Here is a 12,905-nt window from a genome sequence, read left to right as displayed (position 1 = left end):
TTAAATATAAAAAGAGTCTATTTTGATGATACTGTCTTCAAAATAGACTCTTATATTTTTGTTAAGTTTTATATATTTATAAATTCGCACTAATGTGGTCTTTCTTTTTCCTCTCTAAAGTATTTAAAAACATTTGAAATGCTTTAAATGATTGCTGGAATATTGGACTTTGGATAAAAGTGTATAAGAATGTTACGATGAAAACGGGACCTCCTAGAATGGATCCAATTACAAGCACAATACTCTCCACAATGATTCTAGCACGACTTACAGATAATCCAGTTTTATCCGAAATGGCAAGCATAAATCCATCCCGCGGTCCTGCACCAATTCCGGCGGCGACATACATGCCACCTCCAATGCCTGTAATTATGATTCCAGCAAGTAAAATAAGAAGATTTATCCATAAATACTGAGTAGCATGAGGAAGGATATTCAATCTCAAGAAAAAATCCATAATAGGACCGATTAGCAGTGCATTTAAGAATGTCCCTACGTTTATGTATTTTGGATCTACTACTAAAGAAACCAGAACGAGAAATAAACCGCATATAACACTCCATGTGCCGATTGTCCATCCGAATCGCTGAAAGAGTGCCATATTCAGAACTTCCCATGGATGCAGACCAAGGAATTTAACTTTTACCGCAATGGCGTTTCCGAGTCCAAAGAAAGTTAACCCTAAGAAAAAAAGAAAATACCGAAAGAGTGTGAGTCCCATCTTTAATCCCCCTAATATTATATATAATTACGTATATTACATGTGGAAATTTAATTATACAAATATTTATTCTTTTTAATGAAAATGAATAATTTTAGTTTTTATGTGTGTGTAGTAATCAAAAGGTGAAACTACTTTTAATATAGGGGTTGTTATCAGTGAACAGACGAGTACTATTGATAATATACTTATTTCAAGCTATTTGTTAGTTTGTATATTATGTAAATATCATTCATTAGTAAAATGAATATTTTTGATTTTATAAATAGGGATAATGTATTGGTTTGTACTTACAGTAAAAAAATCTATATAAGATCTGTTACTATTTTAAGAGGAAAGTATATATTTTTATATCTTCAAACAAGGGAGAACATACGCTTTTTAATGGGGGCGAAATACTAAAAGTAATGAAAAAACGACATGGTTACAGTCAAAAACTTTAAAAAATTTCACCATGAGGATTATAATAAAGAGAGGTTCATGAAAAAGGAGTGAAATAATTTGAAACAAGAGCTTATAGAAAGATTTACAAGATATGTGAAGGTAGATACACAATCGAATGAAGAAAGTCATACAGTACCATCAACACCGGGGCAAATTGAGTTTGGAAAATTACTAGTTGAAGAATTAAAGGAAATTGGTTTGACAGAAGTAACGATGGATGAAAATGGATATGTCATGGCAACGCTTCCTGCCAATACGGAAAAGGATGTTCCTGTAATTGGTTTTTTAGCTCATTTAGATACAGCAACTGATTTTACAGGAAAGAATGTGAAACCGCAAATTCATGAGGATTTTGATGGGAAGGCAATTACATTAAATCAGGAATTGAATGTTGTTTTAACACCAGAGCAGTTTCCAGAACTGCCATCATATAAAGGGCATACCCTGATTACGACGGATGGAACAACACTTCTTGGTGCAGATGATAAAGCAGGCCTTACAGAAATTATGACGGCTATGAATTATTTATTACATAACCCACAAATTAAACATGGAAAGATTAGAGTGGCATTTACGCCTGATGAAGAAATCGGTCGGGGACCATCTCACTTTGATGTGAAAGCTTTTGGAGCATCTTTTGCTTATACAATGGACGGAGGTCCGCTTGGAGGATTGGAGTATGAGAGCTTCAATGCTGCAAGTGCAAAACTTACTTTTAAAGGAAATAATACGCATCCTGGAACAGCAAAAAATAAAATGCTAAATGCAAGTAAGTTAGCGATGGAGTTTCATGCGAAGTTACCAGTAGAAGAGGCACCTGAATATACAGAGGGGTATGAAGGTTTCTATCATCTTATTTCTATAAATGGTGATGTTGAGCAAAGTAAAGTTCATTACATTATTCGAGATTTTGATCGTGATAACTTCGAGACTCGTAAAAATACAATCACGAATATTACGAAACAGATGAAAGAAAAATATGGTGAAGAAAATATCATTCTTGAGATGAATGATCAGTATTACAATATGCTTGAGAAAATTGAACCGGTCAGGGAAATTGTTGATATTGCGTATGAAGCGATGAAAACTCTAGATATTGAACCAAATATTCAACCAATCCGCGGGGGGACCGATGGCTCTCAATTATCATATATGGGCTTGCCGACGCCAAACATTTTTACTGGTGGGGAAAACTATCACGGTAAATTTGAATACGTTTCTGTAGATAATATGGAAAAAGCTGTTCAGGTTATTATAGAAATAGCACGATTATTTGAAGAGCAGGCATAAAAAAATCCAGGTAGTGAAAAAAGACTATCTGAATTTCTTTTTAATTGCTCAATGATATACTTACTTGTAATTGCATTTGGCATTCTCACGTTAGTAGATATCAGTAGGGAATATAATTCCTGGTTTCACTTTATAATATGAACAATAGATAGGTTTTATTTATTGAAATGAACCTATCTATTGTTGTGCTGAAGAATTTAATACAGAACTCGCCATAAATAAAAGGTCGCATAGGATTCCCAATTCTTCCATGCTGAAGCATACTCTCTTATTTCTTTTTTTGTTGGTTTATGATCTGACCCTGTTAAAAGTTTGATCACATTATGTAGGCCAACATCATCAATTGGAAAAGCGGAAGGGAATCTTAGACAACGCATTAAAACATAATTTGCTGTCCATGGTCCAATACCACGTATGTCGGTTAATGTTTTCTCAGCATCTTTTAGGTTGCTTTTTATGAACGATTCTTTACTTAAGTTGCCTTGTGTAATGAGTTTTGCGACACCAATAAGATATTCACATTTCCTCGTAGTCATTTTTAATTCTGTTAGATCTTTTACTGTTAGATTTGCGATGACCTCTGGTGATGGGAATATCCAATATTTCTGTCCATTCCATTCGATATGTTCGCCGAAGGATTCAACAAATCGTCTTTTTAACGTATATGCAAATGTGAGATTAATTTGTTGACCAAGAATACCCCAACATAGTGCCTCAAATAAATCAGGGATTCCCATATTACGGAGTCCGTAATATTCGTTGATTGGTGTAGACAGAAGTACATCGTCTTTTGCTAAATCGTAAAATGGAGTTAGATCCGTATCTAAATCAAACCATTCTCTTACATATCTCGCTACTGTAGCGCGAACCCATTTCTCAGGTGGCGTCTCACCACCTAAAAAGCGAACATGGATGTTCCCCTCATCATTTACACTTGTCTCGATTAATGGGTTTTCTCCCTCAATCGGAATGACTCTATAAATTTTATTATTTTCAATGTGAAACATACATTCATTTTTGGAACGTGAAAGATAGTGTGAATTTTGTTTAAAGCTAAATTCTTTCGGAACAATTAATGTTATGCTGTCATTTTCATCTTTCCACGCTGTATATGGAAGCTCAGGACAACAATTTTTACAAGGCTGATAACCAGTTTGTTCCGCTTCTTTTCTAGATTTAAATTTTCGATTGTTTCTTGGAGACTGTTTTTGTTCGCACCAAGGGAAGCAGTAGTTTTTCGTTGTTTTGTTACCTATAAAATAAGGAGCATCCCATTCAAGAGGAATTGTAACATTCTTCATTTTCAACCACCTACAGTAATATTTTTTCTAATGTTAACAATTCTTTTTTCATTGCTAAACCACCTCTAAAACCAGATAATTTCCCATTCTTCCCAATCACACGATGGCAAGGGATTGTAATTAATAGAGGATTGGCTCCAATCGCGGTACCAACAGCACGTGCTGATTTTGGTTTTTGAATAAGCTGTGCAATATCTGAGTAGGAATAGGTTTTTCCATAAGGAATTTCACGTAATGTATTCCAAACAGTTAATTGGAAAGGCGTTCCGTGAACGTCAATAGGACATGTAAATACTTCACGTTGTTTTTTTAGATACTCTACTAGTTCTTGAACATACGGTTCTAGCTTTAAGGGTTCTTGAACGAAAGTATGTTTCGGAAAACGTTTTTTCGTCCAAGTGGCTAATTCTTCAAAAGCTTGATGTTGAGATCCTACAAAGCATAATCCTGTTGATGTTGCGGCAATATACATATGCCAATTTTCATGAACAAATAGCGTCCAATATATAATTTGGTTTGTTTTAGCTTCCATGTTATTATACCTCGTTTATAGGATTCATTTTTCGATATTCAGTAGGGGTATATCCCGTTTTCTTTTTAAATAATGTTGCAAAATGTGCAGTGTTGGGTATACCCACAGTAAAACCAATTTCCATAATTGTTAGATTTGTATCCGCAAGATAGTGCATAGCTTTAGCAACCCTTATTTGTTGTATATATTCTAGTGGAGTGATACCTTTCATTCGCTTAAAAGTACGCTGTAAATGATAAGGACTGCCATGACACATATCTGCAAGTATTTCGAGAGTTAATGCTTCACGATAATGTTTATTGATATACGCTGTAATTTGTGTTACCCAGTCTTCATCAGGTAACTTGATTCCATTTGGCTTACAACGTTTACACGGACGAAACCTTTCGGATAATGCTTGTTTTGCATTGAGGAAAATTCGCACATTATTTTTGTTTGGTGTTCTAGATTTACATGATGGTCGGCAAAAAATACCAGTTGTCTTTACAGCGTAAAAAAATTTGTCATCATAAGAAGAATCGTTGTGTATAATGGCTTGCCAATGTTCATCCGTCAAATTATTTACACTTGTTTCTAATTGTAATTTCTCATTTTGCATATGGATCACCTCCGAAATTAGTATACCCTGAACGAAGTACACATGTACGCATTTACGAATGTAAGAGCAAGATTACAAAGGTGAAAAAATGATAGTCTCTTTATTTTGTGTTAGCATGTAAGCAGAAAATAAAAATATGAGGCGAGTATTAATGCTATGACATCAAGAGGGGGAACAAAAAGTGAAATTTATTTCGTGGAATGTAAATGGTTTACGAGCAGTTATTGCAAAAGGTGGTTTTATAGAATACTTAGAGGAAGCGGATGCGAAAATCAATCGTGAAGTAATGGGGTCAGATCATTGTCCTGTTGAATTACATATGGAATTTTAGAAAAAATAAAAAAGCAGTATCTATCTTGGATGAAGGATAGATACTGTTTTTTTATTTGTTTTGTTAAAATTTTTCAAATCATTCTTGAAATAATTCATTTATAACTATATACTTAATAACGATAATCATTATCAATAGATAGGAAAAAGATAATTTATTATTAGGGGAAGTGAAATAAATGAGTTTTAATTTTAAATAGATGTATTGTAAGGGGATACATGGAAAGAGTATTTCACTAAAATACTATATTTAAAGATTGCAAATTTGGAGAGGAGTATTTATAGACATGAATAAGAAATTATTTACACTAGGAATGGTCACAGTATTAAGCGTAGGTCTTGCAGCATGTAACAGTGCAGATAAAAGTTCAGGAGAACAAAAACAAGAATCAAAAGCAACTGAAACGAAAAAAGATGAGAAACGAAAGATTACATATCTAGGAAAAGAATATACAGTACCCGCGAAAGTAACGAACATTGTAACTGCTAGTTTAGAATCAATGGAGGATGCGGCGGTACTTGGTATTAAACCAGTAGGAGCAATTACTATAGGTGGAAAATTACCAGCGAACGTTGCGAAAGATTTAGAAGGTGCAAAATCTATCGGAGAGAAAATGCAACCGAATTTTGAAACATTACTTCAATTAAAACCAGATGTCATTACATCTAGTACGAAATTCCCACCAGAGGCCAGTGAAAAGTTTACGAAGGTAGCTCCAACGTTCCCAATATCACATGTTTCAACAGATTGGGAAGATAATTTAAAGCTGATGGGAGAACTTTCTGGTAAAAAAGATAAAGCAGAAAAAATTATTAAAGATTATAAAGCTGATGCTGCAAAAGCAAAAGAAAAGATTGGAGATGAATTAAAAGATAAAAAGGTGCTTGTAATAAGACTAAGAGCGAATAACTTATACCTTTATCCAGAAGGAGTATACTTCAATCCTGTAATTTATAAAGATTTAGGATTAACTGTTCCAGAACAAATTAAAGCTGTAAAAGCACAAGAAAAAATTTCTTTAGAAAAACTGGCTGAAGTCAATCCAGATTATGTATTCTTGCAATATGAGGCAAGCGAAAATGATAAACCAAAAGTGTTAGAAGAATTAGAAAGTAATCCGATTTGGCAAAGTATGAATGCCGTAAAAGATAAAAAAGTATTTGTAAATACTGTTGATCCAATCGCGCAAGGTGGTACTGCTTGGAGTAAAACAGCATTTTTAAAAGAAGTAGTGAAAAATTTATCTAAATAAGTAAGGTGCGTTGAATGATATGCGGAAAATAAATGCAGTACCAATGATAATTTTATGCTTAGCGCCCATATTTATTTTATTTACAGTTATGCTATCTATTTTATATGGGGCAAAAAATATCGATTTTGAAACAGCTTGGAATGCACTGTTTCATTTTGATTCAGGAAATGTAAATCATAATATTATTATTACTTCTCGTTTACCAAGGGTAGTTGCAGCTCTTTTAGTTGGAGCTTTTCTAGCCATATCAGGAGCACTTATGCAGGGGATGACAAGAAACTATCTTGCATCCCCTTCTATTATGGGTGTGACGGATGGCTCAGCTTTTGTGATTACGATGTGTATGGTATTTCTTCCAGGAATGTCTTCAGTAAATATGATTTTATGTTCTATGCTTGGCTCGGCATTAGGGGCAGGAATTGTTTTTGGTTTTGGTTCACTGCTTCGGAATGGATTATCACCAGTTCGATTGGCGATTATAGGAACTGTTATAGGGACGTTTTTAAGTAGTATTTCTGCAGCTATTGCTTCCTATTTTCAAGTTTCGCAAAATATTAGTTTTTGGTATAACACAAGATTAGATCAAGTGGATCCGAATGTACTTAAGTTAACAATTCCTTTCGGTATAGTTGGCATTATTTTATCCCTTCTAATTTCAAAATCTATTACGATTCTTTCGTTAGGAGAAGAGGTTTCTATTAATTTAGGACAGCGTACAAAGCTTGTAAAAGCTACTGCAATTCTATCCGTTGTGTTTTTAACAGGTACTGCGGTTGCTTTAGTCGGGAAAATTGGTTTTGTAGGACTCATTATTCCTCATATTACTCGCTTTTTAATCGGGGTAGATTATAAATGGATTGTACCTTGTGCCGGTGTAATTGGTGGTATTTTTCTAGCTTTATGTGATGTGTTAAGTAGATTTGTAAATTATCCATTTGAAACGCCAATAGGGGTCGTTACCTCGTTAATTGGAATTCCTTTCTTCCTTTATTTAATTAGAACAAGAGGAGGGGAGAAGCATGCTTAGAGATGCACTGTCGCGTTATGTAATGACAATGAGTATTATCATACTTTTAATTTTGAGTGCAATTTATATTAGTTTAACGAATGGTACGTTTGATATTACGATTACAGATGTATTTCGAACGCTATTTCGAATTGATCCTGTACCTGAACATGATTTAGTTATATTTGATTTCAGGCTTCCGAGAATCGTAATCGCAGGATTAGTAGGATTAGGTCTTGGGATTGCAGGTGCTGTTATTCAAGGGGTTACAAGAAATGGTTTAGCTGATCCTGGTATTTTAGGGATTAATGCGGGAGCGGGTACTGCAATTGTGATCTTTATGTTTTTCTTCCAAGGACAAATGAAAAGCACAGATTGGATTTCTATTATGATGATGCCGTTGTTTGGTCTAGTCGGCGGGCTAGGTGCTGCTATATTAATTTATATGTTTTCTTGGCGAAATGGAAAATTAGATTCACAGCGTCTTTTGTTAACGGGGATTGCGATAGGTTCAGGCTTCGGAGCATTTTCTATGTATTTATCATTGAAGATGAAAGCAACTGACTTTGAAATGGCTGCTGTGTGGGTTTCGGGAAGTATATATAATGCAAACTGGAAGTATATTATTGCTATGTTGCCATGGCTCATTATCTTAATTCCAATTATCAAAAGAAAAGCGTATTTACTTGACTTATTTCAATTGGAAGAGACGAGTATAACAAGTTTAGGAGTTTCAGTAGAAAGAGAAAAGTCGATTTTATTATTAAGTAGTATTGGGTTAGTGAGTGCATGTGTTTCTATTTCAGGGAGCATCGGATTTATTGGTCTAATGGCACCACATATTGCGAAACGTCTGGTCGGCATTCATCATAATCATGTAATTCCTGTATGCGGTGCAATTGGAATGTTACTCGTGATTGCTTCGGACTTTATTGCAAAAACTGTTTTTGTACCAGCTGAATTACCAGTTGGGATTGTAATTTCGATTGTTGGTGTACCATATTTCCTATATTTGTTATACAAAGCAAAGGCGTAAGAGGAGTGATAGAAAGTGAAGGTTCTAAGCGCTGAGAATTTAGAAACGAGTTATGAAAAATTTACGGTGTTTCGTGATTTAAATGTAGAAATACAAGAAGGAAAAGTAACGACAATTATTGGACCAAATGGATGCGGGAAATCTACATTGTTAAAAACAATGGGCCGAATTTTAAAACAAAAAAGTGGTAAGGTATATTTACAAGGACAAGATTTACATACAATTCCTACAAAACAAATTGCGAAGCAGCTAGCATTACTTCCGCAAAACCCAATTGCTCCGGGAGAGCTTAAGGTAGAAGAATTGATTTCTTATGGACGCTATCCACATCGAAACAATGTAAATAAATTATCATCTAAAGATAAAGAAATTATTGAATGGGCGATGGATATTACAAAAACGACTGCTTTTCGCAAACGCCAAATTGCAAATTTATCCGGTGGACAAAGACAAAAAGTATGGTTAGCGATGGCATTAGCACAAGAAACGGAAGTTCTATTATTAGATGAACCGACTACATATCTTGATATGTCTCATCAATTAGAAGTATTGCAAATTGTTGAACGATTAAATAGGGAGCATAATTGTACGGTAGTTATGGTACTGCATGATATTAATCATGCAGCAAGATTTTCTGATGAAATTATTGCAATGAAGGAGGGGCAAATTGTTACAATAGGAAACCCAATAGAAATTATTACGAATGAAGTGCTGAAAAATGTATTTCATATTGATGCACGTGTCATGATAGACCCGTATAATGGGGCTCCTGTATGTTTCGGTTATGATAGTGTGTTCCAAGAAGAAAATACTGAAATATATGTAACTAGCTAAAATGATAAAAGGAGGGGAGAATTACATGAATACTAGTATTGAAAAAACGGATGTTACTATTTCGAATATAGAGCAATGGAAGATGTATTCGAGACTAGGGAATCGTGAGTATCAAATTTATATTTCGAAGCCAAAGCAACCTGCTCCAGACTCTGGATATCCCGTGATTTATGTATTAGATGGAAATGCATTTTTTCAAACGTTTCAAGAAGCTATGAACATTCAATCGGTAAGAGTAGAAAAAACAGGGGTTGCGCCATCAATTATTGTTGGTGTTGGTTATCCAATCGAAGGAGTTTTTGCGGCTTCTGAAAGGTGCTACGATTTTACCCCTTCTTCGCCTTCGGTGGATGCACCGCCGAAACCTGATGGAAAACCATGGCCTAAGTCAGGAGGAGCAAGTGAGTTTTTAGCATTTATTCAAGATGAATTGAAGCTGCAAATTGAAAAGAATTTTGAGATTGATAAAGAAAAACAAACAATATTTGGACATTCGCTTGGTGGATTATTCGCTTTACATGTATTGTTTACAAATACAAACGCCTTTCAAAATTATTTCATCAGTAGCCCATCGATTTGGTGGAATAATAAGTCTGTTCTTGAAAAGGAAGCAACGTTTATAAATGAACTGAGTAGAGCGAGTTCTGAAGTCGGAGTCTTTCTGACAGTGGGAGCATTAGAAAGAGATCATATGGTTCAAGATGCAAATGCACTATCTGAGCGTTTAATGAACTTGCAACATAATAAGTTTCGATTTGCATTTTATGAAGCTGAGGGAGAGAATCATGCATCAGTAGTGCCAACTGTTTTAAGTAAGGCACTGCGCTTTGTAAGCAATTTATTCTAATCGTTGTTTTTTTAGTAGTAGTGAATTTGTGTGGGAATTGCTTTCGTAGTTGAGTTTTGTCATATAAGTAACGAATAAATAGAGGATATAGGTTGTTATTTGATTCTTATATAGGGTATCACCATATGTAAGTTTAATGCTATAATTGGTATACTCATGGGGGCATTGTTCCCTATGGATGGGGATAAACTTTAAGAAGGTGATAAAATGGATCATAATGAAAAAACAGAGGTTACTACCCATAGATCGGATAAAGAAAAAGAACAAATCATGAATAGGTTAAAGAGAATTGAAGGGCAAGTACGTGGTATCCAGAATATGATTGAAAATGATCGCTATTGTGTTGATATTTTAGTGCAGATTTCAGCTATTAATGCTGCAATGAAGAAGGTTGGTATGGGGATACTTAAAAATCATACAAATCATTGTGTTTCTAATGCTATTAAAGATGGTAATGGAGACGAAGCAATTGAAGAATTAATGAAAGTGTTTGAACGATTCTCAAAAGCGTGATAGAACAAGCTAGTATTGGATCTAGCTTGTTTTTTATTTTTTCATGGAAAAGTTTTTTATCTGTGTTGATACTTTTATGCACAGTGTTATTTCTAAATTTAATTTTAGTAAATGTACCTGGAAATGTTGTTTATCAATGGGTAGTTCCAATGTTATTTAGCTCACATGAAGGGGTAGGAAGGGCTTTTAGTAATTATCCAATTAGGATTATAAGTTTGACGAGTCTTTTTATAATGGAGTTAATTTCATTAATTAGAGAGCATAAACGAAGAATATAACATTTTAAACATAAAAAATAGCCTTCTCATAAGCGAGAAGGCTATTTTTCATTATTTTACTGCTTCTTTTAGTTCTTTACCAGCTTTAAATGCAGGTACTTTTGAAGCTGCGATTTGCATTTCTTCACCTGTTTGTGGGTTACGGCCTGTACGAGCAGCTCTTTCACGAACTTCAAATGTACCGAATCCGATAAGTTGTACTTTTTCACCAGCTGCTAAAGTATTTGTGATTGATTCTACTACAGATTGTACAACTACAGTAGCTTCTTTTTGAGAAATTTCAGCTGTTTGTGCTACATTTTTAATTAATTCTGTTTTATTCATATCTTCACCTCATATGTAAATAATGCTATTTAAGTTGTTATTATAACGTATAAAAGAGAAGAGAACAAGTGTACTATAGGTTTTCTCTTAAATTCTTTTTGTTAAGCAGTTATAGATTCTTTCTTTAATTCCGTTGTTTTGCTATTAGACTGCTCTCGTTTGTTATAAGCCAAGAAGTAAGGGAGCGCTACAAATAGCATACCGCCGACTAAGTTTCCAAAGAAGACAACAATGAAATTTGGTAAGTATTCCATCCAAGTTAGATGCCCTGCAAAGATGGCGGCTGGAATAACAAACATATTGGCAACAACGTGTTGAAAGCCAATTGCAACAAAGGTCATAACTGGGAACCAAATGCCAATTACTTTTCCAGTGAATTCTTTGCTACCCATACTGAGCCAAACTGCTAAGCAAACAAGCCAGTTACATCCAATAGCAGAGACAAATGCTTGTATGGGTGTGTCATGTAGTTTTGCTTGAGCGATAGATACAGTTTTGGCTAAAAATTGCCCTTCTGTTAATCCGACGATGTGGCCGAAAAAATAGGCCACAAATACAGCGCCAATAAAATTGCTAATCGTAACAATTGTTAAGTTCTTTAATACTTTAAAGAAAGAGATTTTTTTTGAAAACCAAGCGATTGGTACGGTCATCATATTACCGGTCACTAGTTCGCCACCGGCAAGAATAACTAGAATTAAGCCAATAGGGAAAACAGCAGCTCCTAGAAAACTAGTAAAGGATCCCCAAGATTTTGGCATTGTTCCAATGACGTGAATATCGAGTAAATAACCTAGTGCTATGAAAGCCCCGCCAAAAAAACCTAAAATTAACATAGGTAGTAGCGGCAAAAGTGCCTTTTTTTGACCTGAACTTGCGGCCAATTCAGTAATTTCTTGTGGTGCATAGACAGACATGAATAACCCCTCCATATTTTGATAAATGACTCTATTTCCATTAATGAGTTTTTCTGTCTTATTAATGGTTAAATTGATAAATTCGGGGGAACGAGTAAGGTCCCTCGATTAAGCGTTTTCTTTTCTCAGAACATGAAGATGAGATTTTTTCAGAATGAAAACAAAAAACACCAAAAATGCTGCTCATCTTGGTAATTAAAAGTAAAAATTACTTAAAGTTGTTCTGTAGAATTTTTCATCAACAATGAAATATGAATAAAAAGTATATACATTGCATATCATGTTGACAAAATTATGTTACATAATTTGAATAATTTTGTCAATTCGTGGTAAAAATAGGAGGATGGAAGTTAGGATATTCTATGAAAAATGATAGACATATAGTTTTAACGTTTCAATTCATCAGTTAGGAAGTGATTGATGATGAATAAACCGTGGATCGCTAATAAACCGATCGGTAATAAACCAATAGATAAAATTTTTTCTAAGCATAAAATAAGCACTGAGCTGAAGGTGGAAAAAAATGCCCCCTCATGGATTGGAATAAAAGAAAATTCATTTTCAGAGAGTGGAGTAGAAAAAAATGCCTCCTCATGGATTGGAATAGAAGAAAATTCATTTTCAGAGAGTGGAGTGAAAAAAAATTCCTCCTCATGGATTGGAATAGAAGAAAATTCATTT

The 12,905-nt window shown here is 34.4% G+C and carries 13 protein-coding genes and 2 pseudogenes; 9 read left to right on the top strand and 6 right to left on the bottom strand.

The window, feature by feature from the left end:
* Positions 1-76: 76 nt before the first annotated feature.
* Positions 77-721 carry a YczE/YyaS/YitT family protein gene (locus C568_RS0116920; RefSeq protein ID WP_018782214.1) on the bottom strand — a complete coding sequence of 215 codons (645 nt, stop codon included), beginning with the start codon at positions 719-721 and terminating at the stop codon, positions 77-79.
* Between the two features lie 501 nt (positions 722-1,222).
* On the opposite strand from C568_RS0116920, the gene pepT reads away from it, so the two are divergent.
* Positions 1,223-2,455 carry a peptidase T gene (gene pepT, locus C568_RS0116915; protein WP_018782213.1) on the top strand — a complete coding sequence of 411 codons (1,233 nt, stop codon included), beginning with the start codon at positions 1,223-1,225 and terminating at the stop codon, positions 2,453-2,455.
* Positions 2,456-2,652: 197 nt separating this feature from the next.
* Here pepT and C568_RS0116910 read toward each other — a convergent pair whose 3' ends face one another.
* From C568_RS0116910 to C568_RS0116900, 3 genes are read right to left on the bottom strand one after another with little or no spacing between them, the layout of a single operon-like run.
* A complete protein-coding gene (locus tag C568_RS0116910; RefSeq protein ID WP_018782212.1) occupies positions 2,653-3,756 on the bottom strand; it encodes a DNA-3-methyladenine glycosylase 2 in 1,104 nt (367 codons plus the stop codon).
* A gap of 10 nt (positions 3,757-3,766) precedes the next feature.
* A complete protein-coding gene (locus C568_RS0116905) occupies positions 3,767-4,288 on the bottom strand; it encodes a methylated-DNA--[protein]-cysteine S-methyltransferase (protein ID WP_006097308.1) in 522 nt (173 codons plus the stop codon).
* Positions 4,289-4,292: 4 nt separating this feature from the next.
* Positions 4,293-4,886: a bifunctional transcriptional activator/DNA repair enzyme AdaA gene (locus C568_RS0116900; protein ID WP_018782211.1), complete on the bottom strand. Its 594-nt coding sequence runs from the start codon at positions 4,884-4,886 to the stop codon at positions 4,293-4,295.
* 181 nt (positions 4,887-5,067) lie between these two features.
* On the opposite strand from C568_RS0116900, the pseudogene C568_RS35540 reads away from it, so the two are divergent.
* The 7 genes and pseudogenes from C568_RS35540 to C568_RS0116865 form a co-directional block, all read left to right on the top strand.
* Positions 5,068-5,160 (top strand): annotated as a pseudogene (locus C568_RS35540) (exonuclease III); the annotation flags it as partial.
* A gap of 343 nt (positions 5,161-5,503) precedes the next feature.
* Entirely contained in the window at positions 5,504-6,469 is a 966-nt protein-coding gene (locus C568_RS0116890) for an iron-hydroxamate ABC transporter substrate-binding protein (RefSeq protein WP_018782210.1), read from the top strand.
* 19 nt (positions 6,470-6,488) lie between these two features.
* Entirely contained in the window at positions 6,489-7,496 is a 1,008-nt protein-coding gene (locus C568_RS0116885) for a FecCD family ABC transporter permease (protein WP_018782209.1), read from the top strand.
* Between the two features lie 22 nt (positions 7,497-7,518).
* A complete protein-coding gene (locus tag C568_RS0116880; RefSeq protein WP_006097303.1) occupies positions 7,519-8,511 on the top strand; it encodes a FecCD family ABC transporter permease in 993 nt (330 codons plus the stop codon).
* A 15-nt stretch (positions 8,512-8,526) separates the two neighbouring features.
* Positions 8,527-9,345, top strand: a complete 819-nt coding sequence (locus C568_RS0116875) for an ABC transporter ATP-binding protein (protein ID WP_003199311.1) — start codon at positions 8,527-8,529, stop codon at positions 9,343-9,345.
* 25 nt (positions 9,346-9,370) lie between these two features.
* Positions 9,371-10,192, top strand: coding sequence for an alpha/beta hydrolase (locus C568_RS0116870; RefSeq protein ID WP_018765219.1), 822 nt, complete (start codon positions 9,371-9,373; stop codon positions 10,190-10,192).
* A gap of 207 nt (positions 10,193-10,399) precedes the next feature.
* Positions 10,400-10,705, top strand: coding sequence for a metal-sensing transcriptional repressor (locus C568_RS0116865; protein WP_003199315.1), 306 nt, complete (start codon positions 10,400-10,402; stop codon positions 10,703-10,705).
* 329 nt (positions 10,706-11,034) lie between these two features.
* Here C568_RS0116865 and C568_RS0116860 read toward each other — a convergent pair whose 3' ends face one another.
* Entirely contained in the window at positions 11,035-11,307 is a 273-nt protein-coding gene (locus tag C568_RS0116860) for an HU family DNA-binding protein (protein ID WP_003199316.1), read from the bottom strand.
* A gap of 101 nt (positions 11,308-11,408) precedes the next feature.
* The gene (locus C568_RS0116855; protein ID WP_018765220.1) at positions 11,409-12,224 is read right to left on the bottom strand and encodes a formate/nitrite transporter family protein; all 816 of its coding nucleotides are present in this window, start codon (positions 12,222-12,224) and stop codon (positions 11,409-11,411) included.
* A 423-nt stretch (positions 12,225-12,647) separates the two neighbouring features.
* Here C568_RS0116855 and C568_RS34315 point away from each other — a divergent pair.
* Positions 12,648-12,905: pseudogene (locus C568_RS34315) on the top strand (BC_2427 family protein); the annotation flags it as partial.

Origin of the sequence: Bacillus sp. 95MFCvi2.1, from assembly GCF_000374965.1 — a bacterium.
GTDB classification, from domain to species: Bacteria; Bacillota; Bacilli; order Bacillales; family Bacillaceae_G; genus Bacillus_A; species Bacillus_A pseudomycoides.
Note: the sequence above shows the minus strand (reverse complement) of the source record. Positions and strands in the feature narration are given on the sequence as shown.

Bases quoted from the DNA above. Each gene is read 5' to 3' on its own strand.
- C568_RS0116855 (WP_018765220.1), bottom strand. From the start codon at position 12,224: ATGTCTGTCTATGCACCACAAGAAATTACTGAATTGGCCGCAAGTTCA.
- C568_RS0116880 (WP_006097303.1), top strand. From the start codon at position 7,519: ATGACAATGAGTATTATCATACTTTTAATTTTGAGTGCAATTTATATT.
- C568_RS0116910 (WP_018782212.1), bottom strand. From the start codon at position 3,756: ATGAAGAATGTTACAATTCCTCTTGAATGGGATGCTCCTTATTTTATA.
- C568_RS0116920 (WP_018782214.1), bottom strand. From the start codon at position 721: ATGGGACTCACACTCTTTCGGTATTTTCTTTTTTTCTTAGGGTTAACT.
- C568_RS0116890 (WP_018782210.1), top strand. From the start codon at position 5,504: ATGAATAAGAAATTATTTACACTAGGAATGGTCACAGTATTAAGCGTA.
- C568_RS0116870 (WP_018765219.1), top strand. From the start codon at position 9,371: ATGAATACTAGTATTGAAAAAACGGATGTTACTATTTCGAATATAGAG.
- C568_RS0116865 (WP_003199315.1), top strand. From the start codon at position 10,400: ATGGATCATAATGAAAAAACAGAGGTTACTACCCATAGATCGGATAAA.
- C568_RS0116860 (WP_003199316.1), bottom strand. From the start codon at position 11,307: ATGAATAAAACAGAATTAATTAAAAATGTAGCACAAACAGCTGAAATT.
- C568_RS0116905 (WP_006097308.1), bottom strand. From the start codon at position 4,288: ATGGAAGCTAAAACAAACCAAATTATATATTGGACGCTATTTGTTCAT.
- C568_RS0116900 (WP_018782211.1), bottom strand. From the start codon at position 4,886: ATGCAAAATGAGAAATTACAATTAGAAACAAGTGTAAATAATTTGACG.
- C568_RS0116885 (WP_018782209.1), top strand. From the start codon at position 6,489: ATGCGGAAAATAAATGCAGTACCAATGATAATTTTATGCTTAGCGCCC.